We start from the raw sequence: 25,816 nt of genomic DNA, 5'->3' as shown, positions 1-25,816 counted from the left end.
CGGGCCCCGTAGCGGCCGCGGACCGGGCCCGGCACCGGCCGGGATCGGGCGCCGGACCGGCGAGGGACCGCGCGCCGAACCGCCCCCGGACCCCCGGAACCGGCAGCGGACCGGCCCCGGGGCCGCCCCGGGCCCCGCCGCCGGACCCGCGGCCCTGGCGGGCGCGGCGGCTGCCTAGACTTGGCTGCCATGCGAAACGAGTCCGCCGTCCGGGTACGGGGCCTGGTCAAGCGGTACGGGAACAAGACCGCGGTGGACGGGCTCGACCTCGACGTCCGCGCCGGCACCGTCACCGCCGTCCTCGGCCCCAACGGGGCCGGCAAGACCACCACCGTCGAGACCTGCGAGGGGTACCGCAGGCCCGACGCGGGCACCGTCCGCGTCCTCGGCCTCGACCCGGTCGCCGACGCGGCGAGGCTCCGCCCCCGGATCGGCGTGATGCTCCAGTCGGGCGGGGTCTACTCGGGCGCCCGCGCCGACGAGATGCTGCGCCACATGGCGAAACTGCACGCCCACCCCCTGGACGTGGACGCCCTGATCGAGCGCCTGGGCCTGGGCTCCTGCGGCCGTACGCCCTACCGGCGGCTGTCCGGCGGGCAACAGCAGCGGCTCGCCCTCGCCATGGCGGTCGTCGGGCGGCCCGAGCTGGTCTTCCTGGACGAGCCGACCGCCGGCCTCGACCCGCAGGCCCGCCGCTCCACCTGGGACCTGGTGCGCGAGCTGCGCGCCGACGGGGTGACCGTTGTGCTGACCACCCACTTCATGGACGAGGCCGAACAGCTCGCCGACGACGTGGCGATCGTGGACGCCGGGCGCGTCGTCGCCCAGGACAGTCCCGAGCGGCTGTGCCGGGGCGGCGCCGAGAACTCGCTGCGCTTCACCGGCCGCCCCGGTCTCGACCTGGGCTCCCTCCTCAAGGCGCTGCCCGACGGCACGGCCGCCGCCGAGACCGCCCCCGGCTCGTACCGGATCACCGGCGCGATCGACCCGCAGCTCCTCGCCACGGTCACCAGCTGGTGCGCCCAGAACGGGGTGATGCCGGACGGCATCGCGGTGGAGCGCCACACGCTGGAGGACGTCTTCCTGGAGCTGACCGGCAAGGAGCTGCGCGGATGAACAGCGGTACGTACACCCCGAGGCCGGGGGCCGCGCCCGTCGGGCGGATGATCGCCGCGCAGGCCGCGCTGGAGACCCGGATGCTGCTGCGCAACGGCGAGCAGCTGCTGCTCACCGTCGTCATCCCGTCGCTGCTGCTGGTGCTGTTCTCCACCGTGGACATCGTGGACACGGGCGGCGGCGCGGCCGTGGACTTCCTCGCTCCGGGCGTGCTCGCCCTGGCCGTGATGTCCACCGCGTTCACCGGGCAGGCCATCGCCACGGGCTTCGAGCGGCGGTACGGGGTGCTCAAGCGCCTCGGCGCGTCACCGCTCCCCCGCTGGGCGCTCATGGCCGCCAAGACGCTGGCCGTGCTGGTCACCGAGGTCCTCCAGGTGCTGCTGCTGACCGCCATCGCCCTGGCGCTCGGCTGGTCGCCGCAGGGCAGCCCCCTCGCGGTGCTCCTGCTGCTGGTCGCCGGGACCGCCGCGTTCTCCGGGCTCGGGCTGCTGATGGCGGGCACGCTCAGGGCGGAGGCGACGCTGGCGGCGGCGAACCTGGTGTTCCTGCTGCTCCTGGTGGGCGGCGGGGTCGTCGTGCCTCTGGACCGGTTCCCTGACGCGGCGCGGGCGGCGCTGGAGTGGCTGCCGATCTCAGCGCTCTCCGGCGGCCTGCGGGACGTGCTCCAGCACGGCGCGGGCATGCCGTGGGGGCAGCTGGGCGTGCTGGCCGCGTGGGCGGTCGCGGGGCTGGGCGCGGCGGCGCGGTTCTTCCGCTGGGAGTAGCCGCCCCGGCCCGTACCGCGCGGGCGCCGTCGCGTACCCCCCTCGTGAAAGCGTGCACAAGCGGCGACCTACGATAGGTCCGTGTTGACCCCTCTCGCCTTCATTGCCCAGCGCTGGACGCCGTCGCCCCGCACGCTCCGGCGGGCCGCGTTCAGCGCGGTCGTCATGACCGTCGTCATCATCGTCACGGGCGGCGCGGTCCGGCTGACCGGCTCCGGCCTGGGCTGCGACACCTGGCCCAAGTGCACCGACGACAGTCTGTTCGCCACGCCCGAGCAGGGCGTCCACGGCGCCATCGAGTTCGGCAACCGGATGCTGACGTACGTCCTGTCGGCGGCCGTCGGCTGGGCGATCGTCGCCGCCCGCTCGACGAAGCCGTGGCGCCGCGGGCTGACCCGGCTGGGCTGGCTCCAGTTCTGGATCGTGGCGAGCAACGCCGTGCTGGGCGGCATCACCGTCTGGATGGGCCTGAACCCGTGGACGGTCGCCGGGCACTTCATCGCGGCGAACGCGCTGCTGACCGTCGCGGTCGTCACCTGGGTCCGCGCCGGTGAGGGCGACACCCCGGCGCGGCCCCGCGTCCCCGGCCCGGTGCGCAAGCTGGGCTGGGCGCTGGTCGCCCTGTCGGCGGTGCTGATCGTGGCGGGCACGGCGGTGACCGGCAGCGGCAAGCACGCGGGCGACAGCAGCGACGTGCCGCGCATGCCGTTCGACTACACGACGGTCGCGCAGGTGCACGCGGCGTTCGCGTGGATCGTCTGCGTCGGCGCCGTCGCGATGTTCTTCGTCCTGCGGGTGGTCGACGCCCCGGACGACGTGCGGGCGCGCGCCCGTGACCTGCTGCTGGTTCTGCTGCTCCAGGGCGGTATCGGCTATGTGCAGTACTTCACCGGTGTCCCGGAGATCCTGGTGGGCGCCCACATGCTCGGCTCGGCGCTGCTGTGGGTGGCGGTGCTGCGTCTGGTGCTGAGCCTGCGCGAGCGGCCGCTGCCGTCGGCGCCGGTGCCCGCCCCGTCGGGGGACGCGGCGCTCACGGCGGCCTGAGCGGCGGGCAGGGGTACGGCAAGACGCCCGGGGCGTCGCCGGGACGGGTGAACCGTCCGGGCGACGCCCCGGGCGTCTTCGTATGCCGCCACGGGCATGGGGCGTGGCGCTGCCGGGGGCGGGGCGAGGGACCCGCGGCCTACTTGGTGGGTTCGCCGCCGAGCTGGATGCCGGCCATGCGGCTCCACTCGTACGGGCCCGTGCGGACCTTCGCGGCGAGCTCGCCGTCGAACGTCTCGTGCAGGGTGAGGCCGGCCTTCTCGGCGGCGCCCTGCGCGATCTCCTGGCTGGGCGCGACCAGGTCGCCCCAGCCGCCGTCCTCGCCGACGAGCACGATCCGCGTGCCGGCCTGCCCTGTGTAGGCGAGCTGGCCCTGGGCGCCGCCGTGCTTCGTGGCGAACGCCTGGATCTGCTTGGCGAGCTTCGCCGCCGTGCGCTCTGCCTGCTTGGTGGTGTCTGCCATGAACAGGATGCTACTGCCGGGTAGATCAACGTGCGACGGGCGGGCCACGTGGCCTTGGCCACGCGACCCGCCCGTCAGGCGGTCGAACCGGGTGCGGTCAGCGCACGAACGGGTCCACCGCGACCGCCACGAAGAGCAGCGAGACGTAGGTGATGGACCAGTGGAAGAGCCGCATCTCCTTCAGCTTCGGGCCGGTCGCCCCGGTCCTGGCGCGGTGCTGGAGGGCGTGCGCCTCCCACAGCCACCAGCCGCCGGTGGCCAGCGCCACGGCCGTGTAGAACCAGCCGGTGTAGCCGAGCGGCTGGAGCAGCAGGGAGACGAGGACCATCACCCAGCTGTAGAGGACGATCTGCCGGGCGACGACCTTGTTGGAGGCGACGACCGGGAGCATCGGCACGCCGACGCGCGCGTAGTCGTCCTTCACCTTCATGGACAGCGGCCAGTAGTGGGGCGGTGTCCAGAAGAAGATGACGAGGAAGAGGATGACCGCGGCCCACGACATGGAGTTCGTGACCGACGACCAGCCGATGAGGACCGGCATGCAGCCGGCGATGCCGCCCCACACGATGTTCTGCGCCGTGCGGCGCTTGAGGATCATCGTGTAGACGATCACGTAGAAGAGGAGCGCGCCGAGGGCGAGCCACGCCGACAGCCAGTTGACGAACAGGCCGAACCAGAGCGTGGACACGACACCGAGCGCGAGACCGAAGACGAGGCCCTCGCGGGGCGAGACCATGCCGGTGACGAGGGGACGCTGCGACGTGCGGTCCATGAGCGCGTCGATGTCCCGGTCGATGTACATGTTCAGCGCGTTGGCGCCGCCCGCCGACAGGTAGCCGGCGAAACACGTGTGGAGTACAAGCAGCAGATCCGGTACGCCCTGTTCCGCGAGGAACATGACGGGAACCGTGGTGATCAGCAGCAGTTCGATGATCCGCGGCTTGGTCAGTGCCACGAACGCCTTGACGCGGGCCCCGAACGGCCGATGGACTGGGCTCGTCCCGGGTACACCCTCCCCCAGAGCCTTGAGGGCCTGGGAAGTGCCCCCAGGACGGGATTCGACGGCCGTCACGCACACCCCTGACAGAGACATCCCTGCGAGCCCGCCCCTTGACGTGATGGGCCGGTGAAGACTCGCGCGTACCACGCCACTGTAGACGTTGCCCATACCTCGCCCTTCGCGGGGGTGGGTCGTGTTCACCCGCCCCGGGACGGGCGCGCGGACACGGGGGCGCAGACGGGCGGCACCCAGTCTCGTACGAGCGCTCCGATGAGCGCTGTTCGCGGGGTCGGGGCACGGATGAGCGATCGGATGAGCGGCCTCGTATACAGGTGGTGAACAGGAGCGGTCGCGGGTGGCGGGACCCGCTTGTGGGCCGGAAAATCGGGCCTGGTGACGGGATAGGCTCGGCAGCGGCCGGTGCACCGACGTCATCGGCCTGCGACATGTGGAGAGGAGCCCTGACCGAGGGTGAGCATCAAGCCGACCACCACAGACCTCGAATGGACCGCACTGGACCAGCGTGCCGTCGACACCGCCCGTGTCCTGGCCGCGGACGCCGTACAGAAGGTCGGCAACGGCCATCCTGGTACGGCGATGAGCCTGGCCCCCGCGGCGTACACGCTCTTCCAGAAGGTGATGCGCCACGACCCCGCGGACCCGGACTGGGCCGGACGCGACCGCTTCGTGCTGTCCGCGGGCCACTCCTCGCTGACGCTCTACACCCAGCTGTACCTGGCCGGGTTCGGCCTGGAGCTGGACGATCTGAAGGCGTTCCGCACCTGGGGCTCGAAGACGCCGGGCCACCCGGAGTACGGCCACACCAAGGGTGTGGAGACCACGACCGGCCCGCTGGGCCAGGGCGTCGCCAACGCCGTGGGCATGGCGATGGCCGCCCGCTACGAGCGCGGCCTGTTCGACCCGGAGGCGGCGCCCGGCACCTCGCCGTTCGACCACTTCGTGTACGTCATCGCCGGTGACGGCTGCCTCCAGGAGGGCATCGCCGCCGAGGCGTCCTCGATGGCCGGGCACCAGAAGCTCGGCAACCTGATCATGCTGTGGGACGACAACCACATCTCGATCGAGGGCGACACCGAGACCGCCGTCTCCGAGGACACCCTCAAGCGGTACGAGGCGTACGGCTGGCACGTGCAGCGCGTCGAGCAGCAGGAGAACGGTGACCTCGACCCGGCCGCCCTGTACGCGGCGATCCAGGCGGCGAAGGCGGAGACCGGCCGCCCGTCGTTCATCGCGATGCGCTCGATCATCGCCTGGCCCGCGCCGAACGCGCAGAACACCGAGGCGTCGCACGGCTCCGCGCTGGGCGACGAGGAGGTCGCGGCCACCAAGCGCGTCCTGGGCTTCGACCCGGAGCAGTCGTTCGAGGTGTCCGACGAGGTCATCGCGCACACCCGCAAGGCCCTGGACCGGGGCCGCGAGGCCCGCGCCGCCTGGGAGCAGGAGCTGAAGGAGTGGCGCGCCGCCAACCCGGAGCGCGCCGCCGAGTTCGACCGGATCTCCGCGGGCGAGCTGCCCAAGGGCTGGGAGGAGAAGCTCCCGGTCTTCGAGACGGGCAAGGGCGTCGCCACGCGCGCCGCGTCCGGCAAGGTCCTCCAGGCGCTCGGCGCGGTCATCCCCGAGCTGTGGGGCGGCTCCGCCGACCTGGCCGGCTCGAACAACACGACGATCGACAAGACGTCGTCGTTCCTGCCCGAGGGCAACCCGCTGCCGGAGGCCGACCCGTACGGCCGGACGATCCACTTCGGTATCCGCGAGCACGCGATGGCCGCCGAGATGAACGGCATCGCCCTGCACGGCAACACGCGGATCTTCGGCGGCACCTTCCTGGTGTTCTCCGACTACATGCGCAACGCGGTGCGGCTGTCGGCGCTGATGCACCTGCCGGTGACGTACGTGTGGACGCACGACTCGATCGGCCTCGGCGAGGACGGCCCGACCCACCAGCCGGTGGAGCACCTGGCGTCGCTGCGCGCGATCCCGGGCCTGAACGTGGTCCGTCCTGCCGACGCCAACGAGACGGCCATCGCCTGGCGCGAGATCCTCAGGCGCTGGACGAAGGAGTTCGGCAAGGGCGCCCCGCACGGTCTGGCGCTGACCCGCCAGGGCGTGCCGACGTACGAGTGGAACGAGGGCGCCGCCAAGGGCGGGTACGTGCTCCTCGACGCCGAGGGCGGCGAGCCGCAGGCCGTGCTGATCGCGACGGGCTCCGAGGTGCACCTGGCCGTGGAGGCGCGCGAGCAGCTCCAGGCGGCGGGCGTGCCGACGCGGGTCGTGTCGATGCCGTGCGTCGAGTGGTTCGAGGAGCAGGACCAGGGGTACCGGGACTCGGTGCTGCCGCCCTCGGTGAAGGCGCGGGTGGCGGTGGAGGCCGGTATCGGGCTCACCTGGCACCGGTACGTGGGTGACGCGGGCCGCATCGTGTCGCTGGAGCACTTCGGTGCCTCGGCCGACGGGAAGCTGCTGTTCCGCGAGTACGGCTTCACCCCGGAGGCCATCGCCGCCGCCGCGCGGGAATCGATCGCGGCCGCGACACGCTGACGCCAACACAAGCACTAGTAGGAGATGCAATCCTCATGACAGACGCACTCAAGCGCCTCTCCGACGAAGGCGTCGCGATCTGGCTCGACGACCTGTCCCGCAAGCGGATCACCTCCGGCAACCTGGCGGAGCTGATCGACGAGCAGCACGTGGTGGGTGTCACCACCAATCCGTCGATCTTCCAGAAGGCCATCTCCGAGGGCCACGGCTACGACGTGCAGCTGACCGACCTCGCGGCCCGCAAGGTGACCGTCGAGGAGGCCATCCGCATGATCACGACGGCGGACGTCCGGGACGCCGCCGACATCCTCCGCCCGGTCTTCGACGCGACGCAGGGCCAGGACGGCCGGGTGTCGATCGAGGTGGACCCGCGTCTCGCGCACGACACGCGGGCGACGGTCGCCGAGGCGAAGCAGCTGGCGTGGCTGGTGGACCGCCCCAACACGCTCATCAAGATCCCGGCCACTCAGGCGGGCATTCCGGCGATCACGGAGACGATCGGCCTGGGCATCAGCGTCAACGTCACGCTGATCTTCTCGCTGGAGCGCTACCGCGCCGTCATGGACGCCTACCTGGCCGGTCTGGAGAAGGCCAAGGAGCGCGGCCTCGACCTGTCGAAGATCCATTCGGTGGCGTCGTTCTTCGTGTCCCGCGTGGACACCGAGATCGACAAGCGGCTGGACGGCATCGGCACGCCGGAGGCGAAGGAGCTGCGCGGCAAGGCCGCCCTCGCCAACGCGCGTCTCGCCTACGAGGCGTACGAGGAGGTCTTCAGCTCCGAGCGCTGGGCGGCGCTGGACCGGGCGCAGGCCAACAAGCAGCGTCCGCTGTGGGCCTCGACCGGTGTGAAGGACCCCGCGTACAAGGACACGCTGTACGTGGACGAGCTGGTCGCGCCGGGCACGGTGAACACGATGCCGGAGGCGACGCTGGAGGCCACCGCCGCGCGCGGTGACATCCGCGGCGACACGGTCTCCGGCACGTACGAGCAGGCGCGTGCGGACCTGGACGCGCTGGAGAAGCTGGGCATCTCGTACGACGAGGTCGTCCAGCTGCTGGAGGACGAGGGCGTCAGCAAGTTCGAGGCGTCCTGGAGCGACCTGCTGGCGTCGACCGAGGCGGAGCTCAAGCGCCTCGCCCCTTCGGAGGCGTAGACCCTTGCACAGCAGCAATCCGCTGCGTGACGCCGCGGACCGACGGCTCCCGCGTATCGCGGGGCCGTCGGGCCTGGTGATCTTCGGCGTCACGGGCGATTTGTCCCGGAAGAAGCTGATGCCCGCCGTCTACGACCTGGCGAACCGGGGGCTCCTGCCGCCCGGCTTCGCGCTGATCGGCTTCGCCCGCCGCGAGTGGGCGGACGAGGACTTCGCGCAGGTCGTCCACGACGCCGTGAAGCAGCACGCGCGCACGCCCTTCCGCGAGGAGGTCTGGCAGCAGCTCATCCAGGGCATGCGCTTCGTCCAGGGCGACTTCGACGACGACGCGGCGTTCGAGCAGCTCAAGGCCACGATGGACGAGCTGGACAAGGCGCAGGGCACGGGCGGCAACTTCGCCTTCTACCTGTCGGTGCCGCCCAAGTTCTTCCCCGTGGTCGTCCAGCAGCTGAAGCAGCACGGGCTGGCCGAGCAGAAGCAGGGGTGCTGGCGGCGCGCGGTCATCGAGAAGCCGTTCGGGCACGACCTGGCGTCGGCGCAGGAGCTGAACGCGATCGTCCACGAGGTGTTCACCCCGGACCAGGTGTTCCGGATCGACCACTACCTCGGCAAGGAGACGGTCCAGAACATCCTGGCGCTGCGCTTCGCGAACACGCTGTTCGAACCGATCTGGAACCGGTCGTACGTCGACCATGTGCAGATCACCATGGCCGAGGACATCGGCATCGGCGGCCGCGCGGGCTACTACGACGGCATCGGCGCCGCCCGTGACGTCATCCAGAACCACCTGCTCCAGCTGCTCGCGCTGACCGCGATGGAGGAGCCCGCCTCCTTCGACGCGGACGCGCTGGCCGCCGAGAAGACCAAGGTGCTGGGCGCCGTGCGGCTGCCGAAGGACCTGGGCGCCTCGACGGTGCGCGGCCAGTACGCGGCCGGGTGGCAGGGCGGCGCTCCGGCCGTCGGCTATCTGGAGGAGGAGGGCATCGACCCGGACTCCAAGACCGACACGTACGCCGCGATCAAGCTGGAGATCGACAACCGCCGCTGGGCCGGTGTCCCCTTCTACCTGCGGACGGGCAAGCGCCTGGGCCGCCGGGTGACGGAGATCGCGGTCGTCTTCCAGCGCGCCCCGCACTCCCCGTTCGACCACACGGCGACGGAGGAGCTGGGCCACAACGCGCTGGTGATCCGCGTGCAGCCGGACGAGGGCGTGACCATGCGGTTCGGCTCGAAGGTGCCGGGCACGTCGATGGAGGTCCGGGACGTCTCGATGGACTTCGCGTACGGCGAGTCGTTCACCGAGTCCAGCCCGGAGGCGTACGAGCGGCTGATCCTCGACGTCCTCCTCGGCGACGCGAACCTCTTCCCGCGTGTGGAGGAGGTCGAGCTGTCCTGGCGGATCCTCGACCCGATCGAGGAGTACTGGGACCAGCACGGCAGGCCCGCGCAGTACAAGGCGGGCACGTGGGGTCCGGTCGAGGCGGACGAGATGCTCGCACGAGACGGACGGAGCTGGCGCCGGCCATGAAGATCGACCTTACGGACACCACCTCCAGCAAGATCAACAAGGCGCTGGTGCAGGGCCGGCGGGCCATCGGCACCCCGGCCGTCGGCATGGTGCTGACCCTGGTCATCGTCACCGACGAGGAGAACGCGTACGACGCGCTGCGGGCGGCCAATGAGGCCTCCCGCGAGCACCCCTCGCGCAAGCTCGTCGTCATCAAGCGGGTCTCCCGCTCGCCGCGCGACCGGGCGAAGGCCCGGCTGGACGCGGAGGTGCGGGTCGGGGCGGACGCGGGCACCGGCGAAACGGTCATCCTGCGCCTGCGGGGCGAGGTCATCGACCACGCCCAGTCGGTGGTGCTGCCGCTGCTGCTGCCCGACGCGCCCGTCGTCGTGTGGTGGCCGGTCAACGCGCCGACCGACCCGGCCAACGACCCGCTGGGCGCCCTGGCCCAGCGCCGGGTGACCGACACGTACAACGCCGAGGACCCGGTCCGCGAGCTGGCGGCGCGCGCCGACGCGTACACGCCGGGCGACACGGACCTGTCCTGGACCCGGATCACTCCGTGGCGTTCGATGCTCGCCGCCGCGCTGGACCAGGTCGCCTGCCAGGTCATCTCGGCCGAGGTGGAGGGCGAGGAGTTCAACCCGAGCGTGGAGCTGCTCGCCATGTGGCTGGCGGACCGGCTCGGGATCGCGGTGCGCCGCATGGCGTCCACCGGGCCGGGCCTCACCGCCGTGCGGCTGGAGACGGACTGCGGACCGATCGTGCTGGACCGGCCGGACGGTTCGCTCGCCACGCTGTGCGTGCAGGGGCAGCCTGACCGGGCGGTGGCGCTGAAGCGGCGCGACACGGCCGAGCTGATCGCGGAGGAGCTGCGGCGGCTGGACCCGGACGACACGTACGCGTCGGCGCTGCGGTACGGCGTCGAGCGCCTGGGCGAGGGCGCGGCGGCACGCTCCGGGGCCAAGGGCTCCGGGTCGGGGGCCAGGGGCTCCGCGTCCGGTGTCGCCAGCCCCGGTGCCGGGCGCTCCGGGTCCGGCGACGCGGGCTCCGGGTCGGGCTCCGGTGACACGGGCTCCGGGTCCGGCTCCGGTGACACGGGCTCCGGCTCGTCCGGCGCGGGTGAGGAAGCCGACGGCGGTGCGTCCGGCGCATCGGACGCCGCTGCCGCGCCTCCGGCGAAGTCCGGTACGAAGAAGGCCCCGGCGAAGAAGGCGGCCGTCAAGTGAACGCACCGCAGCTGGTCGTCCACCGCGACAAGGAGCTGATGGCGCAGGCCGCCGCCGCCCGGCTCGTCACCCGGATCGTGGACGCGCAGGCCGCCCGCGGTTCCGCGTCGGTGGTCCTGACCGGCGGCCGCAACGGCAACGGTCTGCTGGCCGCGCTCCGCACGGCCCCCGCGCGGGACGCGATCGACTGGTCGCGGCTCGACCTGTGGTGGGGCGACGAGCGGTTCCTGCCCGAGGGCGACCCCGAACGGAACGTCACCCAGGCCCGCGAGGCGCTGCTCGACCATGTGCCGCTCGACCCGGCGCGGGTGCACCCGATGCCGTCGGCGGACGGCGCGTACGGGACGGACGCCGACGCGGCCGCCGCCGCGTACGCGGAGGAGCTGGCCGAGGCGACCCGCCCGGAGGACCGGGGATCCGTCCCCCGGTTCGACGTGCTCCTGCTGGGTGTCGGCCCGGACACCCATGTGGCGTCGCTGTTCCCGGAGCACCCGGCCGTGCGGGAGACCGAGCGGACGGTGGTGGGCGTGCACGGCGCGCCGAAGCCGCCGCCCACCCGGATCTCCCTGACGCTCCCGGCGGTCCGGGCGGCGCGCGAGGTGTGGCTGCTGGCGGCCGGTGAGGACAAGGCGCAGGCCGTGGCCGTCGCCCTGTCCGGCGCCGGTGAGGTGCAGGCCCCGGCGGCGGGCGCCTACGGGCAGGCCCGGACGCTGTGGCTGCTGGACACGGCCGCGGCGGCCCGGCTGCCGCGCGACCTGTACCCGGTCGGAGCCGCCTGACCGCACGTCAACAGATCGGCACAGTACGGGCGGAGGCCCGGTCCGCGAGGGTTCGCGGACCGGGCCTCCGGCCGTTCCGGGCCTTCGGGGAACCTCCCGTGTTTCGCCGTTCCGGGTCAGGTCAGAGGATGACCTGGTCGGGGCCCTGGTGCAGCTTGGCGACGGCGGTGCGACAGGCGCGGACGAAGTCCCAGTACTTCGGCGTCGTGCTGCCGGCGCGTCCCGCGCGGGTGTTGACGGAGAACATCGCGGCGCGCAGCTCCGTGGTGAGCTCCAGCTGACCGCCCTTGCCGAGCATCGTGCGGTTGCAGGGGTTGTCGGGGTTGATGCCCGCCAGGTCGCGGACCTCCGGGTCGTTGCCGTCCTTCCAGGCGATGCCCACCCGGTCGAACTCCGCCTTCAGCAGGGACTTGAACCGCTCGTTGAGCCCGCCGACCACCACCGCCTGGGGGTTGGCCGTGTGGGCCTGGGCGGCCGTGCAGCCGTGCAGGCTGAGGACGTTGAGGCTGGAGCGGACCATCGACTGACAGACGTGGTCGTCGTTGTTCTTGGCGGTGACGTGCAGCTCGCGGTTGTTGGAGCTGCGCAGGCCCTCGAACATCCAGTAGTCGTGGACGCCGAGGCCGTCGTCGAGGGGCTGGAGGGTGGCGGGGTGGTATCCGGCTATGCCGAAGCACAGTTCGGACGTGCCCATCTCGATGCCGCCGCCGTGCATGGCGAGGACGGTGGTGCGGTTGTAGGGGTGTCTGTCGGTGTAGCTGTGGTCGAGGAGCTCGTGCCGCTTGTAGCGGCGGGCGAACTCGGTGCCCTCCTGCCCGGCCAGCTTGGTGTACAGGTCGGTGTTGGAGGTGTACAGGTCGAACTCGTCGGTGGCGTGGGCCGGTGCGGCGGCCACGGTGCCCACCAGCGGCCCCGCGACGGCGGCGGTGGCGAGCGCGGTGAGGACGGTACGTCGGCTTGTGTGCGTCATCCGGCCATGGTCGCCAACGACGGGCGGAGGTGACCATTCCGGCCCCGTGCCGCCGCGTCACTCCGCCGGTTCGAGGAACGGCTCCAGGAGCCCCGGTACGGCGGCGGCCGCGAAGCGCAGGCCCTCGCTCTCGTCCGTGTCGTACACGTCGTAGGCGCCGTCGCCCGCCGCCGTGGTCGCGGTGAGCGTCAGCAGCCCGGCGCGCCGCTGGGCGTACGACTGCTTGAGCGTCCACCCGATGACGCCGCCGCGCTGGAGGGCCACGGTCGAGCGGCGTACCGTCCCGGACCGCGCCACCAGGTAGCCGCCGGATATGCCGTGCCCCAGGTTCCGGTACGCGTCGAGGGCGAGGAGCACGGCGCACGGCACGAGCAGCAGGGCCGTCGCCCCGGCGGCGTACAGCAGGGCGCGGACGTCCAGCGCGGCGCCGAGCACGGCGAGGACGAAGGCGGGCACCAGCGCGGCACCTGTCGCCCAGCGCAGCCGCCGCGCGCGGGCCGCCCGTGGGTGGCGGGTGAGCGGGGCGCCGGTGGGCGGTGCGGGCTCGCGCAGCACGCGGGCGGCGACCTCGTCGGCCACCCGGCGGGGCACGGCGGGCAGCAGCGACTTGTGCGTGTCGTGCTTGTCGTCGGAGCCCTGGGCGAGGCCCGTGGCGACGGCGTCAATCCGCGCGGCCCCGAACAGCCTGATGCCGAGCGGCTCGACCAGTTCGACGCCGCGCAGCCGCCGCTCCTCGATGGACAGGGACCTCGCGGTGAGCAGCCCGCGCCGCACCCGCAGCGTGCCGCCGGGCTCGCGCTCCAGCCGGAAGTTCCACCACATCTCGACCCATAGGGCGAGCGCGCCGACGACCCCGGCGAGGAGCGCGGCGGCGGCGAGCGTGACGACGATCCACACGACCGGCGTCTGCCGGAACAGGTCGCCGACCCGGTCGATGACCTCGCCCTGCACCCCGAACCACTCGCTGACCTGCATCACACCGCCGACCGCCGCACCGCCGAGGAGCGGCGCGACGAACGACACCGGCGCGTATCTGATCCAGGCCGGGTCGAGCACGGCGAGCTCGCCGTCGTGGCGGGCCGTCGTGTCCGGTCCGGCGGCGCGGCGCAGCAGTTCGCGCCGCAGCCGCTCCCCCTCGGCTCGGCCGACGGCGTGCAGCTCCAGGGTGGACTCGGCGCCGCCGGTGCTCTCGCCCGTGCCGATGCGAACCTTCACCAGGCCGAGGAGGCGCAGCAGCAGATGGGCCGTCAGGTCCACGCTGCGGATGCGCTCGCGGGGCAGGGAGCGGCGCCGGTCGAGGACGAACAGCCGCGACTGGAGCTCGACCCGCTCGTCCCCGACGCGGTACCGGGTGCGGCGGCACCGAACGTACTCGAGGGCGACCCCGCCCGCGACGAGCAGCAGGAACCCGGCGACCACCACGAGCAGCGCCCCCGGCACCCCCAGCGGCCCGGTCAGCCCGAGGAACGCCGGTACGGCGCCACCGGCCGCGAATCCGGCCCCGGCGGCCCCGGTGACCACCGCCGTCCGAGGATCGAGCCCCCGCCACTCACCAGGACGGGGCGAGGCGTCCCGGCTGTCGGCGGCGGCAGCGCGCGGGGCGTCCCGGCCGTCGGGGGCCGCCGCGCCGTGCGGGGTGGTCATGTCGCGTCTCCCGGGGTGCCGCGGGTGATCAGCGTCAGGCGCTCGGCGAGGTCGGCGGCCAGACGGTGGTCCAGTCCGGCGATGGTGACCGCGCCCTTGGCGGAGGCCGTGGTGACCGTGACCGTGGCGAGCCGGAACGCCTGCTCCAGGGGCCCGCGGACCGTGTCCACGGTCTGGATGCGCGACATGGGGGCGATCCGCCACTCCTGCCAGAAGAAACCGGTGCGGACGTAGACCGCCTCGTCCGTCACCTCCCACCGGTGGACCCGGAACCACCAGCGGGGGAAGAACGCGGTGCACACGAGTCCCATCGCGGCGACCGCTCCGGCGGCCGCGAGCAGCCAGGCCCGGGCGGGCTCCAGGAAGGCGCCCAGCACGGCCAGGACGACCGTCGGGACGGCCGTCGTCAGCAGCCACTGCGCGCGCCACCAGGCGACGGCCCGCTCGTCGAGCGTGTTCCTCGGCGGCCGCAGCCGCACCCCGTTCTCCCCCCGCATCACGTCACCCCGCCCGCAGCGCCCGGTAGGCGGCGGCCAGGGCCGCCGTGGAGCTGTCGAGGCCCTCGCCGCCGACGCCCTGCGTCAGGACGGGCTCGATCCGCTTGGCGAGGACCTTGCCCAGCTCGACGCCCCACTGGTCGAAGGAGTCGATGTTCCAGATCGCGCCCTGGACGAACACCTTGTGCTCGTACAGGGCGACCAGCTGGCCCAGGACGGACGGGGTCAGCTCGTCGGCGAGGATCGTGGTCGTCGGGTGGTTGCCGTGGAACGTCTTGTGCGGCACCAGCTCCTCGGGCACGCCCTCCGCCCGCACCTCGTCGGCGGTCTTGCCGAAGGCCAGGGCCTGCGTCTGGGCGAAGAAGTTGGCCATCAGCAGGTCGTGCTGGGCGACGAGGTGCGGCAGCAGGTCCCCGACGGGCTTGGCGAAGCCGATGAAGTCGGCCGGGATCGTCTTCGTGCCCTGGTGGATCAGCTGGAAGTAGGCGTGCTGCCCGTTCGTGCCCGGCGTGCCCCAGACGACCGGGCCGGTCTGCCACTCGACCGGCTGCCCGTCGCGGTCCACGGACTTGCCGTTCGACTCCATGTCGAGCTGCTGGAGGTACGCGGTGAACTTGGAAAGGTAGTGCGAGTACGGCAGCACCGCGTGCGACTGGGCGTCGAAGAACGCGCCGTACCAGACGCCGAGGAGGCCCAGCAGCAGCGGGGCGTTCTCCTCCGGCGGGGCGGTGCGGAAGTGCTCGTCCATCAGATGGAAGCCGTCGAGCATCTCGCGGAACCGGTCCGGGCCGATGGCGATCATCAGGGACAGGCCGATGGCGGAGTCGTACGAGTAGCGCCCGCCGACCCAGTCCCAGAACTCGAACATGTTCGCCGTGTCGATGCCGAAGTCCTGGACCTTCCCGGCGTTGGTGGACAGGGCCACGAAGTGCCGGGCGACGGCCTGCTGGCCTGCCTTCAGCTCCCCGAGCAGCCACTCGCGGGCGGACGTCGCGTTGGTGATGGTCTCGATGGTGGTGAACGTCTTGGACGCGATGATGAAGAGCGTCTCCTCCGCGTCCAGGTCGCGGATCGCCTCGTGCAGGTCGGCGCCGTCGACGTTGGAGACGAAACGGAACGTCAGGTCGCGGTGTGTGTAGGCGCGCAGCGCCTCGTACGCCATGGCGGGGCCGAGGTCGGAGCCGCCGATGCCGATGTTCACGACGTTCCTGATGCGCTTTCCGGTGTGGCCCGTCCAGGCGCCGGAGCGGACGCGCTCCGAGAAGTCGGCCATCCGGTCGAGGACTGCGTGCACACCGGGGACCACGTTCTCCCCGTCCACCTCGACGACGGCGTCGCGCGGGGCGCGCAGCGCGGTGTGGAGGACGGCCCGGTGCTCCGTCGTGTTGATCTTCTCGCCGCGGAACATGGCGTCCCTCAGCTCCGCGACGCCGGTGGCCTCGGCGAGCCGGCGCAGCAGCGTCAGGGTCTCGTCCGTGACGAGCTGCTTGGAGTAGTCCAGATACAGGTCGCCGACCCGCAGGGTGTAGTCGGTGCCGCGCGTCGGCCGGGCGGCGAACAGCTCGCGCAGATGGGTCGTGCCGAACCGCTCGCGGTGCTCCGCCAGGGCGGCCCACTCCGGCATCCGGGTCAGCCTCGGGCGGCTGCTTTCTGCGTTCATGTTGGACATCAGCCCACTTCTTCTCGTACCTGCCTGCTTGCCCCGCTGCCCCTCCAACCTAATTGATCTGCCCCCCTCCCACCGACTTGTCCACAGGTCGGAGTTGGCGGGGTGGGCGTGTTGTCCACAGGAGAACGAAGAGGGCCCCGCTCGCGGAGACCGTGGTGGTCTCGCGGGCAGGGCCCGTGCTGTGCCGTGGGGTGCCGGAACTCAGATCTCGCCGCGCAGTTTGGCCAGCGCCTCGGCCAGGATCGCCTCGCCGTCCGCGTCGCTGCGTCGCTCCCTGACGTACGCCAGGTGCGTCTTGTACGGCTCGGTGCGCGGCGGGTCCGGCGGGTTGTCCCGGTCCTGACCTGCCGGGAAGCCGCACCGGGGGCAGTCCCACGTGTCGGGGACCTGTGCGTCGCTGGCGAAGCTCGGCTGTGTCTCGTGCCCGTTGGAGCACCAGAAGGAAATGCGGAGCCGGGGTGCGGACTCGCCGCGCTCGGCCTCCCCCATCGGCCCCGCCCCGACCCGGCTTCCCCGGATCGCGTTGCCACTTGCCACGGTCGTCACTCCCTGCGTGATGGTGCTCGAGGATGCCCCAGTCTACGTAAGGCCCAACGCGCGTCCAGTGACGGGAGTTACCCCGCCGCCGGGACGCGGACGCGGGACGCCGGGACGGCGGGCCGGGGAACGGCCGGTCAGCCGTCCAGCTTGACGAGCAGCCCCACGACGACGATGCAGGCGACCCAGAGCAGGCCGACGACGACGGTGATGCGGTCGAGGTTGCGCTCGGCGACCGAGGAGCCACCGACGGAGGACTGCATACCGCCACCGAACATGTCGGAGAGACCGCCGCCCTTCCCCTTGTGCATCAGCACCAGCAGCATCAGCAGCAGGCTGAACACGATCAGGGCGATCGAGAACCCCATAATCACGGCTGGACCCTACTTCCTGGCAATTCTCTCGGACTGGATGGACGACGGGGGCCCGGGCTCACCCAGAGCCCCGGGCCCCCGCAAGGGTACGACGATTCCGCTCTACCGCATACTCACTGGTCGCGGAAGCGGACGATCTTGACGAACTCCTCCGGGTCCAGCGCGGCCCCGCCGACCAGGGCGCCGTCCACATCGGGCTGCGCCATGATCGCGGCGATGTTGCCGGACTTCACGGAGCCGCCGTACTGGATGCGGACCTTGTCGGCCAGCTCCTGCGAGTACAGCTCGGCGAGGCGGCCGCGGATGGCGCCGCACACCTCCTGCGCGTCCTCGGGGGTGGCGACCTCGCCGGTGCCGATGGCCCACACCGGCTCGTACGCGATGACGATCGTCTCGGCCTGCTCGGCGGGAATGCTCTTGAGGCCGCCGTCGAGCTGGGCGAGCGTGTAGGCGACCTGGTCGCCGGCCTTGCGGACGTCGAGGCCCTCGCCGACGCAGAGGATCGGGGTCACGCCGTGCCGGAACGCGGCCTTCACCTTCTCGTTGCAGGTCGTGTCGGTCTCGCCGTGGTACTGGCGGCGCTCGGAGTGGCCCACGGCGACGTAGGAGCACCGCAGCTTGGCGAGCATGGCGCCGGAGATCTCACCGGTGTACGCCCCGGAGTCGTGCACGGACAGGTCCTGCGCGCCGTACTTGATCTTCAGCTTGTCGCTGTCCACCAGGGTCTGCACGGAGCGCAGGTCGGTGAAGGGCGGCAGGACGGCGACCTCGACGTCCTCGTAGTCCTTGTCGGTGAGGGCGAAGGCGAGCTTCTGGACGTGCGCGATGGCCTCGAGGTGGTTGAGGTTCATCTTCCAGTTGCCCGCCATCAGCGGGGTGCGGGTGGTCACGGTGTTCAGTCCTCCAGTGCGGCGAGGCCGGGAAGCGTCTTGCCCTCGAGGTATTCGAGGCTGGCGCCGCCGCCGGTCGAGATGTGGCCGAATGCGTTCTCGTCGAAGCCCAGGATCCGGACGGCCGCGGCGGAGTCGCCACCGCCGACGACCGTGAAGGCCGGGGAGTCGACGAGCGCCTGGGCGACGGCCTTGGTGCCCTGGGCGTAGTCGGGGTGCTCGAAGACGCCCATCGGACCGTTCCAGAAGACGGTCGCGGCGTCGGCGAGCTTCGAGGCGTACAGCTCGCGGGTCTTCGGGCCGATGTCGAGGCCCTCCTGGTCGGCGGGGATCGCGTCCGCGGCGACGGTGGTGGGATTGGCCGGGGCCTTCGTCCTCAGGTCCGGGAACTCGGCGGAGACCAGCACGTCCACGGGGAGGACGAACTCCACGCCGCGCTTCTCCGCGCGGTCCAGGTAGTCCAGGACGGCCGGGATCTGGTCCTCCTGGAGCAGCGAGATGCCGACCTCGTGGCCCTTGGCCTTGAGGAAGGTGTACGCCATGCCGCCGCCGATCAGGATGCGGTCGGCCTTCTCCAGCAGGTGGTCGATGACGCCGAGCTTGTCGGAGACCTTGGCGCCGCCCAGGACGACCACGTACGGCCGCTTGACGTCGTCGGTCAGCTTCTTCAGGACGCCGACCTCGGTGGCGATGAGGTGACCGGCGTAGCAGGGCAGCAGCTTCGGCAGGTCGAACACCGAGGCGTGCTTGCGGTGCACGGCGCCGAAGCCGTCACCGACGTAGACGTCGGCGAGGGCGGCGAGGCGGGCGGCGAACTCGGCGCGCTCGGCGTCGTCCTTGGACGTCTCGCCCGCGTTGAAGCGGAGGTTCTCGATGACCGCGACCTGACCGGTCTGGAGGCCGCCCACCGCGTCGTGGGCCTCGCTGCCGATCGTGTCGCCCGCGAACGCGACGGGCGCGCCGAGCAGCTCGCCGAGGCGCTCGGCGGCGGGGCGCAGCGAGAACGCCGGGTCCGGGGCGCCCTTGGGGCGGCCCAGGTGGGACGCCACGACGACCTTGGCGCCCGCCTCGACGAGTGCCTTGATGGTGGGCAGGACGGCACGGATGCGGCCGTCGTCGGTGATGGTGGTGCCGTCGAGCGGCACGTTGAGGTCGGCACGGACGAAGACCCGCTTGCCTTCGACCCCCTGCTCGAGAAGTGTGTCGATCGTCTGCATCGGTGTGGTGCTCCTTGGAGAACTCGTGGCCGGGGCAAGCCACGGGGCCCGTACAGCGCGGCGTTGCGCTGCCCGGGCCCCGTGCTCACATCGAGGTGCCCGCCCTGCTGTTTATCAGAGCCGGGAGCCGACGAAGACGGTCAGGTCCACCAGACGGTTCGAGTAGCCCCACTCGTTGTCGTACCAGCCGACGACCTTGACCTGCTTGCCCTGGACCATCGTCAGCGACGAGTCGAAGGTGCAGGACGCCGGCCAGTTGACGATGTCGGAGGAGACGATCGGGTCCTCGGTGTAGTCGAGGATGCCCTTCAGCTGGCCCTCGGCGGCCTTCTGGAAGGCGGTGTTGACCTCGTCCTTGGTGACCTCGCGGTCGAGCTCCAGCACCAGGTCGGTGACCGAGCCGGTCGGGACCGGGACGCGCATGGCGATGCCGTCCAGCTTGCCCTTGAGCTGCGGGAGGACGAGCGCGGTGGCCTTGGCGGCACCGGTGGACGTCGGGATGATGTTCTCAGCGGCGGCGCGGGCGCGACGCAGGTCCTTGTGCGGGAAGTCCAGGATGCGCTGGTCGTTGGTGTACGCGTGGACGGTGGTCATCATGCCCTTGACGATGCCGAAGTTCTCGTCGAGGACCTTGGCCATCGGGGCCACGCAGTTGGTGGTGCAGGACGCGTTGGAGATGACGTGGTGGTTGGCCGCGTCGTACTTGTCCTGGTTGACGCCCATGACGATGGTGATGTCCTCGTCCTTGGCCGGAGCCGAGATGAGGACCTTCTTGGCGCCGCCGGCGATGTGCTTCTCGGCGTCGGCCTTCTTGGTGAAGATGCCGGTGGACTCGATGACGACGTCCACGCCCAGGTCGCCCCAGGGGATGTCGGCCGGGTTGCGCTCGGAGAGGACCTTGATGGTGTGGCCGTCCACGGTGATCGTGTCGGCCGTGTGGGTCACCTCGGCCTTGAGGCGGCCCAGAATGGTGTCGTACTTCAGCAGGTGCGCGGTGGTCGCGGTGTCACCCAGGTCGTTGACAGCCACGATCTCGATGTCCGCACCCTGCTCCAGCAGCGCACGGAAGTAGTTACGACCGATGCGGCCGAAGCCGTTGATTCCTACGCGGATCGTCACGAACCGATCTCCTCGTTAGGTACGCCGGGGTTCGACGCCCGGCGAGCTTTATTTGGGATGTCCCCGACCGCCTCCGACCCTACCTCTCCCAAGGCGCTGGGGTGACATCCAGCGCACCGTTAAGACCCGAAGCTTTTAAATCTACCGTCGGGTTAATCATTTGTCGTCCCACCAGCCCATATGTGCAGCCGACAAACCCGCCGGGCCTGCGGAAAAAGCGGCTCGGCGGGGTCGCGTGCGGGGTGGTGCCAAGGGTGGCGGCGGAGGGTGGAAATCAGCCGACGAGGCCGTCCGCCATCTCCTCCGTCAGATTCGATTCGGTGCCCGGAATACCCAGGTCCTGTGCACGCTTGTCGGCCATTGCGAGAAGGCGCCGGATTCGGCCCGCGACGGCGTCCTTGGTGAGCGGCGGCTCGGCGAGCGCGCCCAGCTCCTCCAGCGACGCCTGCTTGTGCTCCATCCGCAGCCGCCCGGCGGCCGCGAGGTGCTCCGGCACGTCCTCGCCGAGGATCTCCAGGGCCCGCTGCACCCGGGCGCCCGCGGCGACGGCGGCCCGGGCCGAGCGGCGCAGGTTCGCGTCGTCGAAGTTGGCCAGCCGGTTGGCCGTGGCGCGGACCTCGCGGCGCATCCGCCGCTCCTCCCAGGCCAGTACGGACTCGTGGGCGCCGAGCCGGGTCAGCAGGGCGCCGATCGCGTCGCCGTCGCGGACGACGACCCGGTCCACGCCCCGTACCTCGCGGGCCTTCGCGGCGATGGACAGCCGCCGGGCGGCGCCGACCAGCGCGAGCGCGGCCTCAGGGCCCGGGCAGGTGACCTCCAGGGACGAGGACCGGCCGGGCTCGGTCAGCGAGCCGTGCGCCAGGAACGCGCCGCGCCAGGCGGCCTCCGCGTCACAGGTGGCACCCGAGACGACCTGCGGGGGCAGGCCCCGGATCGGCCGGCCGCGGCCGTCCACCAGGCCGGTCTGGCGGGCCAGCTGGTCGCCGCCCGCCACCACGCGCACCACGAAGCGGGAGCCGCGCCGCAGCCCGCCCGGGGCCATGACGATCAGCTCCGAGCCGTGCCCGAAGATCTCCGCGATGTCCCGCTTCAGGCGGCGCGCCGCCATCGCCGTGTCCAGCTCCGCCTCGATCACGATCCGCCCGCTCACCAGGTGCAGGCCGCCGGCGAATCGCAGGATCGACGAGACCTCGGCCTTTCTGCAGCAGGTGCGGGTGACGGGGAGCCGGGAGATCTCGTCCTTCACCGCTGCCGTCATCGCCATGGGCCGATCCTTCCATGCATCCGAAAAATACGGTCGTACGCGGCGGCCAGCAGCTCCGGGTCGTGCTTGGGCAGGCCGGCCTTCCGGGCCACCGGGGCCAGCTCGACCGCCGCTCCGAGCCGCTTCGCGGCGTCCGCCAGCGACTCGCGGTCGGGCACGGCGGCCTCGTCGGCCAGCACCACGTCCAGGGCGAGTTTAGGGGCGTGTCGGGCCAAAACCTCCAAATGACGCTGCGGAGAGAACCCGGCGGTTTCCCCGGGCTGCGGCGCGAGGTTCAGCGACAGCACCCTGCGGGCCTTCGTCTCGACGAGCGCGTCCAGCAGTTCCGGCACCAGAAGGTGCGGGATCACCGAGGAGAACCACGAGCCCGGGCCGAGGACCACCCAGTCGGCGTCCAGCACCGCGGCGACGGCCTCCGGCACGGCCGGCGGGTCGTTCGGCACCAGGTGCACCGACTGGACCTCGCCCGGCGTCAGCGCCACGGTCGCCTGGCCCCGCACCGTGTCCACGTCGTTCGGGCGGTCCGGGTCGTGGCCCCTGACCAGCGCCTGGAGCTCCAGCGGCACGGCGGACATGGGAAGCACCCTGCCCTGCGCGCCGAGCAACCGCCCGACCAGGTCGAGCGCCTGCACATGGTCGCCGAGCTGCTCCCACAGGGCGACGATCAGCAGATTGCCGACGGCGTGCTCGTGCAGGTCGCCCTTGGACTGGAAGCGGTGCTGGATGACCCGCGCCCACGTCTGGCCCCAGTCGTCGTCCCCGCACAGCGCGGCGAGGGCCTTGCGCAGGTCGCCGGGGGGCAGGACGCCCAGCTCCTCGCGGAGCCGGCCGCTGGACCCGCCGTCGTCGGCGACGGTGACCACGGCGGTCAGGTCGCCGGTGATCCGGCGCAGGGCGGCGAGGGACGCGGACAGTCCCATGCCCCCGCCGAGGGCGACGACCTTGGGCTGCGCGCCGCGTCTGCGCAGCGTACGAGCGGTGAGGGTGCTCGCGCGCCGCCGGTACGGGCGCCTCACTCGCGCCCCATGTCCCGGTGCACGACGACGGTCTCGACCCCTCCCGAGGCGAGCCGGGCGGCGAGCTTCTCGGACATGGCGACGGAGCGGTGCTTGCCGCCCGTGCAGCCGACGGCGATGGTGACGTAGCGCTTGCCCTCACGGCGGTAACCGGCGGCGATCAGCTGGAGCAGCTCGGTGTACCGGTCGAGGAACTCCTTGGCGCCCGGCTGGTTGAAGACGTACCCGGACACCTCCTCGTTGAGCCCGGTGAAGGGGCGCAGCTCGGGCACCCAGTGCGGGTTGGGCAGGAAGCGGCAGTCCACCACCAGGTCGGAGTCCACCGGCAGGCCGTACTTGTAGCCGAACGACATGACCGTGGCCCGCAGCTCGGGCTCCTCGTCCCCGGCGAACTGGGCGTCCATCTTGGCGCGCAGCTCGTGGACGTTGAGGCTGGAGGTGTCGATGACCAGGTCGGAGTCGCCGCGCAGCTCGCGCAGCAGGTCCCGCTCGGCGGCGATGCCGTCCACGATGCGGCCGTCCCCCTGGAGGGGGTGGGGGCGGCGTACGGACTCGAAGCGGCGGACGAGGGCCTCGTCGGACGACTCCAGGAAGACGATGCGGCGGGTGACCCCCTTGGCGTCGAGGTCGGCGAGGGACTCGCGGAGGTTGTCGAAGAACTGCCGGCCGCGGACGTCCACGACCACGGCGATCCGGGCGACGTTCCCCTGCGAGCGGGCGCCGAGCTCGACCATGGTGGGGATCAGGGCGGGCGGCAGGTTGTCCACGACGAACCACCCGAGGTCCTCCAGGCACTTCGCGGCGGTGCTGCGCCCGGCCCCGGACATGCCGGAGATGATCACAAGCTCGGGGATGGCCGCCTCCGCGGCCTCTCCGGCCTCGATCGTCGTGCCCGTACTCACGTCTGCTGCTCCGTCTTCTCGGTCGTCGTCGTGCGCGGTGTGCTCATTCATGTCCGGATTCCCGTCCATGGGCCGTTCCCCCGTCGTCGTCTTCAATGATCTCTCCTGTCGCCGTGTTCACGGCGGGAGCGGCCGGGGCCGCCTGGGCGAGGGCGACGGCGACCGTCTCGGCGGTCTTGCGGCCGAAGCCGGGGACCTCGCAGATCTGCTCGATTGTCGCCTGCCGGAGGCGTTTCACCGAACCGAAATGCTTGATCAAGGCCCGTTTGCGCGCGTCGCCGAGACCGGGCACGTCGTCCAGGGGGCTGGTCCGCAGCCGCTTGCCCCGCTTGCCCCGCTGGTAGCGGATGGCGAAGTCGTGAGCCGTGTCACGGACGCGCTGGAGGAGGTACAGGCCCTCGCTCGTGCGGGGCAGGACCACCGGGTCGTCCTCGTCGGGCAGCCACACCTCCTCCAGCCGCTTGGCGAGGCCGCACACGGCGACGTCGTCGATGCCCAGCTCGTCCAGGGCCCGGCGGGCGGCGGCGACCTGCGGCTTGCCGCCGTCGACCACGACGAGCTGGGGCGGGTACGCGAACTTCTTCGGCCGCCCGTTCTCCTCGGCCGGGGCGGACTCGGCGGCGTCGAGGGGCACCTCGCCGCTCTCGGCGAGCCACTCCCCCGTCCGCTCCTTCTCCGCGAGGTAGCGCCGGAATCGGCGGCTGATCACCTCGTGCATGGAGCGGACGTCGTCCTGGCCCTGGCCGTGCCACACCTGCGTGTCCCCGACGCGGCCCCTGATCTGGAAGCGGCGGTACTCGCTCTTGCGCGGCAGCCCGTCCTCGAAGACGACCATGGACGCGACGACGTCCTCGCCGTGGAGGTGGGAGATGTCGAAGCACTCGATGCGCAGCGGGGCCGTGTCCAGGCCGAGGGCGTCGGCGATCTCCTCCAGGGCGCGGGAGCGGGTGGTGAGGTCGCTGGCGCGCTTGGTCTTGTGGAGTACCAGGGCCTGCTGGGCGTTGCGCCCGACGGTCTCCATCAGGTCCTTCTTGTCGCCGCGCTGCGGTATGCGCAGGGACACCTGGGAGCCCCGGCGGCCGCTGAGCCACTGCGTGACCGCGTCGAGGTCCTCGGGCAGTGCGGGGACGAGGACCTCCTTGGGCACGGCGTCGCCGCTCTCCTCGCCGTACAGCTGCTGGAGGGCGTGCTCGACCAGGCCTGCCGTGTCGACGGCCTCCACCTTGTCGGTGACCCAGCCGCGCTGGCCGCGCACCCGGCCGCCGCGGACGTGGAAGATCTGGACGGCGGCCTCCAGCTCGTCCTCCGCGACGGCGATCAGGTCGGCGTCGGTGGCGTCGGCGAGGACCACGGCGTTCTTCTCCATGGCCCGGCGCAGCGCCTCCATGTCGTCGCGGAGGCGGGCGGCGCGCTCGTACTCCATCTCGTCGGCGGCCGCCATCATGTCCTTCTCCAGACGGCGGATGTACGTGCCGGTCCGGCCGGCCATGAAGGCGCAGAAGTCCTCGGCCAGTTCGCGGTGTTCCTCGGGCGTGACCCGGCCGACGCAGGGCGCCGAGCACTTGCCGATGTAGCCGAGGAGGCAGGGGCGGCCGGTGCGGCTGGCGTTCCGGAACACGCCCGAGGTGCAGGTGCGGACCGGGAAGACGCGCAGGAGCAGGTCGACGGTCTCGCGAATGGCCCAGGCGTGCGCGTACGGCCCGAAGTAGCGCACGCCCTTCTGCTTGTGGCCGCGCATGACCTGGACGCGGGGAAACTCGTCGCCGAGGGTGACGGCGAGGTACGGGTAGCTCTTGTCGTCGCGGTACTTGACGTTGAACCGGGGGTCGAACTCCTTGATCCAGGAGTACTCCAGCTGGAGCGCCTCCACCTCCGTGGAGACCACCGTCCACTCCACGGAGGCGGCCGTGGTGACCATGGTGCGCGTGCGCGGGTGGAGGCCCGCGAGGTCCTGGAAGTAGTTGGCGAGGCGCTGGCGCAGGGACTTGGCCTTGCCGACGTAGATCACACGGCCGTGCTCGTCACGGAACTTGTAGACCCCCGGCGAGTCGGGGATCTGTCCCGGCTTGGGGCGGTAGCTGGAGGGGTCTGCCATACCCCAC

23 protein-coding genes are annotated in these 25,816 nt (G+C 71.8%); 8 read left to right on the top strand and 15 right to left on the bottom strand.

Annotated features, from left to right (window positions below; translation table 11 throughout):
• The first annotated feature begins 189 nt into the window (after positions 1-189).
• The 3 genes from J116_RS22075 to J116_RS22065 all read left to right on the top strand — a co-directional run bounded on the left by J116_RS22075 (position 190) and on the right by J116_RS22065 (position 2,924).
• Positions 190-1,116, top strand: coding sequence for an ABC transporter ATP-binding protein (locus tag J116_RS22075; RefSeq protein WP_023589258.1), 927 nt, complete (start codon positions 190-192; stop codon positions 1,114-1,116).
• Entirely contained in the window at positions 1,113-1,880 is a 768-nt protein-coding gene (locus J116_RS22070; protein ID WP_023589257.1) for an ABC transporter permease, read from the top strand. The genes J116_RS22075 and J116_RS22070 overlap by 4 nt, the downstream gene beginning before the upstream one ends.
• An 81-nt stretch (positions 1,881-1,961) precedes the next feature.
• Positions 1,962-2,924 (top strand): COX15/CtaA family protein, encoded by a 963-nt coding sequence (locus J116_RS22065; RefSeq protein WP_023589256.1) that lies wholly within the window; start codon positions 1,962-1,964, stop codon positions 2,922-2,924.
• A 139-nt stretch (positions 2,925-3,063) separates the two neighbouring features.
• Here J116_RS22065 and J116_RS22060 read toward each other — a convergent pair whose 3' ends face one another.
• Positions 3,064-3,387: a hypothetical protein gene (locus J116_RS22060; RefSeq protein ID WP_023589255.1), complete on the bottom strand. Its 324-nt coding sequence runs from the start codon at positions 3,385-3,387 to the stop codon at positions 3,064-3,066.
• Positions 3,388-3,484: 97 nt separating this feature from the next.
• The gene (locus J116_RS22055; RefSeq protein ID WP_099048186.1) at positions 3,485-4,480 is read right to left on the bottom strand and encodes a heme o synthase; all 996 of its coding nucleotides are present in this window, start codon (positions 4,478-4,480) and stop codon (positions 3,485-3,487) included.
• A gap of 378 nt (positions 4,481-4,858) precedes the next feature.
• Here J116_RS22055 and tkt point away from each other — a divergent pair, with 378 nt between their 5' ends.
• From tkt to pgl, 5 genes are read left to right on the top strand one after another with little or no spacing between them, the layout of a single operon-like run.
• Positions 4,859-6,946, top strand: a complete 2,088-nt coding sequence (gene tkt, locus J116_RS22050; RefSeq protein WP_023589253.1) for a transketolase — start codon at positions 4,859-4,861, stop codon at positions 6,944-6,946.
• A 35-nt stretch (positions 6,947-6,981) separates the two neighbouring features.
• A complete protein-coding gene (tal, locus tag J116_RS22045; protein ID WP_023589252.1) occupies positions 6,982-8,100 on the top strand; it encodes a transaldolase in 1,119 nt (372 codons plus the stop codon).
• Between the two features lie 4 nt (positions 8,101-8,104).
• Complete coding sequence (gene zwf, locus J116_RS22040) at positions 8,105-9,628, top strand: glucose-6-phosphate dehydrogenase (RefSeq protein WP_023589251.1); 1,524 nt, start codon at positions 8,105-8,107, stop codon at positions 9,626-9,628.
• Entirely contained in the window at positions 9,625-10,836 is a 1,212-nt protein-coding gene (gene opcA / locus J116_RS22035) for a glucose-6-phosphate dehydrogenase assembly protein OpcA (protein ID WP_023589250.1), read from the top strand. Before zwf ends, opcA begins: the two co-directional genes overlap by 4 nt.
• The gene (gene pgl / locus J116_RS22030) at positions 10,833-11,615 is read left to right on the top strand and encodes a 6-phosphogluconolactonase (RefSeq protein WP_023589249.1); all 783 of its coding nucleotides are present in this window, start codon (positions 10,833-10,835) and stop codon (positions 11,613-11,615) included. The genes opcA and pgl overlap by 4 nt, the downstream gene beginning before the upstream one ends.
• 121 nt (positions 11,616-11,736) lie before the next feature.
• Here pgl and J116_RS22025 read toward each other — a convergent pair whose 3' ends face one another.
• The 13 genes from J116_RS22025 to uvrC all read right to left on the bottom strand — a co-directional run bounded on the left by J116_RS22025 (position 11,737) and on the right by uvrC (position 25,809).
• Complete coding sequence (locus J116_RS22025) at positions 11,737-12,585, bottom strand: poly-gamma-glutamate hydrolase family protein (RefSeq protein WP_023589248.1); 849 nt, start codon at positions 12,583-12,585, stop codon at positions 11,737-11,739.
• Positions 12,586-12,642: 57 nt separating this feature from the next.
• Complete coding sequence (locus tag J116_RS22020) at positions 12,643-14,229, bottom strand: PH domain-containing protein (RefSeq protein ID WP_023589247.1); 1,587 nt, start codon at positions 14,227-14,229, stop codon at positions 12,643-12,645.
• The gene (locus tag J116_RS22015; protein ID WP_037946874.1) at positions 14,226-14,726 is read right to left on the bottom strand and encodes a PH domain-containing protein; all 501 of its coding nucleotides are present in this window, start codon (positions 14,724-14,726) and stop codon (positions 14,226-14,228) included. Before J116_RS22015 ends, J116_RS22020 begins: the two co-directional genes overlap by 4 nt.
• 4 nt (positions 14,727-14,730) lie before the next feature.
• On the bottom strand, positions 14,731-16,386 hold the full coding sequence (gene pgi / locus J116_RS22010; RefSeq protein WP_028964387.1) for a glucose-6-phosphate isomerase: 1,656 nt from the start codon (positions 16,384-16,386) through the stop codon (positions 14,731-14,733).
• Positions 16,387-16,596: 210 nt separating this feature from the next.
• Entirely contained in the window at positions 16,597-16,932 is a 336-nt protein-coding gene (locus tag J116_RS22005) for an RNA polymerase-binding protein RbpA (protein WP_003957010.1), read from the bottom strand.
• Positions 16,933-17,069: 137 nt separating this feature from the next.
• A complete protein-coding gene (gene secG / locus J116_RS22000) occupies positions 17,070-17,300 on the bottom strand; it encodes a preprotein translocase subunit SecG (protein ID WP_028964386.1) in 231 nt (76 codons plus the stop codon).
• Between the two features lie 119 nt (positions 17,301-17,419).
• Complete coding sequence (gene tpiA, locus J116_RS21995) at positions 17,420-18,196, bottom strand: triose-phosphate isomerase (protein WP_023589243.1); 777 nt, start codon at positions 18,194-18,196, stop codon at positions 17,420-17,422.
• A gap of 5 nt (positions 18,197-18,201) precedes the next feature.
• Positions 18,202-19,413, bottom strand: a complete 1,212-nt coding sequence (locus tag J116_RS21990; protein WP_023589242.1) for a phosphoglycerate kinase — start codon at positions 19,411-19,413, stop codon at positions 18,202-18,204.
• Positions 19,414-19,527: 114 nt separating this feature from the next.
• Positions 19,528-20,532, bottom strand: coding sequence for a type I glyceraldehyde-3-phosphate dehydrogenase (gene gap, locus J116_RS21985; protein WP_023589241.1), 1,005 nt, complete (start codon positions 20,530-20,532; stop codon positions 19,528-19,530).
• A gap of 274 nt (positions 20,533-20,806) precedes the next feature.
• Positions 20,807-21,796 carry a DNA-binding protein WhiA gene (whiA, locus tag J116_RS21980; protein WP_023589240.1) on the bottom strand — a complete coding sequence of 330 codons (990 nt, stop codon included), beginning with the start codon at positions 21,794-21,796 and terminating at the stop codon, positions 20,807-20,809.
• Positions 21,787-22,812, bottom strand: coding sequence for a gluconeogenesis factor YvcK family protein (locus J116_RS21975; protein ID WP_023589239.1), 1,026 nt, complete (start codon positions 22,810-22,812; stop codon positions 21,787-21,789). Before J116_RS21975 ends, whiA begins: the two co-directional genes overlap by 10 nt.
• Positions 22,809-23,765: an RNase adapter RapZ gene (gene rapZ, locus J116_RS21970; protein WP_099048255.1), complete on the bottom strand. Its 957-nt coding sequence runs from the start codon at positions 23,763-23,765 to the stop codon at positions 22,809-22,811. The genes J116_RS21975 and rapZ overlap by 4 nt, the downstream gene beginning before the upstream one ends.
• Positions 23,758-25,809 (bottom strand): excinuclease ABC subunit UvrC, encoded by a 2,052-nt coding sequence (uvrC, locus tag J116_RS21965; RefSeq protein WP_023589237.1) that lies wholly within the window; start codon positions 25,807-25,809, stop codon positions 23,758-23,760. Before uvrC ends, rapZ begins: the two co-directional genes overlap by 8 nt.
• Between the last annotated feature and the right edge of the window lie 7 nt (positions 25,810-25,816).

Origin of the sequence: Streptomyces thermolilacinus SPC6, from assembly GCF_000478605.2 — a bacterium.
Classification (GTDB): Bacteria; Actinomycetota; Actinomycetes; order Streptomycetales; family Streptomycetaceae; genus Streptomyces; species Streptomyces thermolilacinus.
This window is presented reverse-complemented; position numbering and strand designations above follow the sequence as displayed.

Coding starts and splice junctions, on each gene's coding strand:
- J116_RS22025 (WP_023589248.1), bottom strand. CDS start 12,585: ATGACGCACACAAGCCGACGTACCGTCCTCACCGCGCTCGCCACCGCC.
- J116_RS22055 (WP_099048186.1), bottom strand. CDS start 4,480: ATGTCTCTGTCAGGGGTGTGCGTGACGGCCGTCGAATCCCGTCCTGGG.
- J116_RS22020 (WP_023589247.1), bottom strand. CDS start 14,229: ATGACCACCCCGCACGGCGCGGCGGCCCCCGACGGCCGGGACGCCCCG.
- uvrC (WP_023589237.1), bottom strand. CDS start 25,809: ATGGCAGACCCCTCCAGCTACCGCCCCAAGCCGGGACAGATCCCCGAC.
- whiA (WP_023589240.1), bottom strand. CDS start 21,796: ATGGCGATGACGGCAGCGGTGAAGGACGAGATCTCCCGGCTCCCCGTC.
- J116_RS22075 (WP_023589258.1), top strand. CDS start 190: ATGCGAAACGAGTCCGCCGTCCGGGTACGGGGCCTGGTCAAGCGGTAC.
- opcA (WP_023589250.1), top strand. CDS start 9,625: ATGAAGATCGACCTTACGGACACCACCTCCAGCAAGATCAACAAGGCG.
- secG (WP_028964386.1), bottom strand. CDS start 17,300: ATGGGGTTCTCGATCGCCCTGATCGTGTTCAGCCTGCTGCTGATGCTG.
- J116_RS22070 (WP_023589257.1), top strand. CDS start 1,113: ATGAACAGCGGTACGTACACCCCGAGGCCGGGGGCCGCGCCCGTCGGG.
- pgi (WP_028964387.1), bottom strand. CDS start 16,386: ATGAACGCAGAAAGCAGCCGCCCGAGGCTGACCCGGATGCCGGAGTGG.
- J116_RS22015 (WP_037946874.1), bottom strand. CDS start 14,726: ATGCGGGGGGAGAACGGGGTGCGGCTGCGGCCGCCGAGGAACACGCTC.
- tal (WP_023589252.1), top strand. CDS start 6,982: ATGACAGACGCACTCAAGCGCCTCTCCGACGAAGGCGTCGCGATCTGG.
- J116_RS22060 (WP_023589255.1), bottom strand. CDS start 3,387: ATGGCAGACACCACCAAGCAGGCAGAGCGCACGGCGGCGAAGCTCGCC.
- J116_RS21990 (WP_023589242.1), bottom strand. CDS start 19,413: ATGCAGACGATCGACACACTTCTCGAGCAGGGGGTCGAAGGCAAGCGG.
- rapZ (WP_099048255.1), bottom strand. CDS start 23,765: ATGAATGAGCACACCGCGCACGACGACGACCGAGAAGACGGAGCAGCA.